This is a genomic window from Nocardioides abyssi, assembly GCF_030412915.1.
Classification (GTDB): domain Bacteria; phylum Actinomycetota; class Actinomycetes; order Propionibacteriales; family Nocardioidaceae; genus Nocardioides; species Nocardioides abyssi.
Window position 1 is genome coordinate 1 of sequence record NZ_JAUHJR010000187.1, and the last position, 276, is coordinate 276.

The following is a 276-nucleotide window of genomic DNA, read 5'->3' on the forward strand; positions in this document are numbered from 1 at the left end:
GTACGTTTTATGATCATTTATACTTACAATAATATAAAGCATGTACAAAATTACGTTCTGCTGTATTTTAATCCTGGCATCGGCGTATGCTCAGAGTGATTTAATCGACTGCCTCAATCCCGGATCTGATTCGAAACCCATTTTCGATCAGGAAGTACCCAAAGCTGGAGCTTTCCTCAAATATCAAGATGATACCCTCAGGATTCCTGCTAGCGGTTTTGCACCAGGCCCAATCACTTGTATTGACGTTATTAATTTACTAGGCGCCAATGGAGG

General features: G+C 40.9%; 1 protein-coding gene. It reads left to right on the forward strand.

The window, feature by feature from the left end; all coding sequences use genetic code 11:
• Window positions 1–40 precede the first annotated feature (40 nt).
• A partial coding sequence (locus QWY29_RS20440) for a hypothetical protein (protein ID WP_300963058.1) occupies window positions 41–276 on the forward strand: 236 nt, incomplete at its 3' end.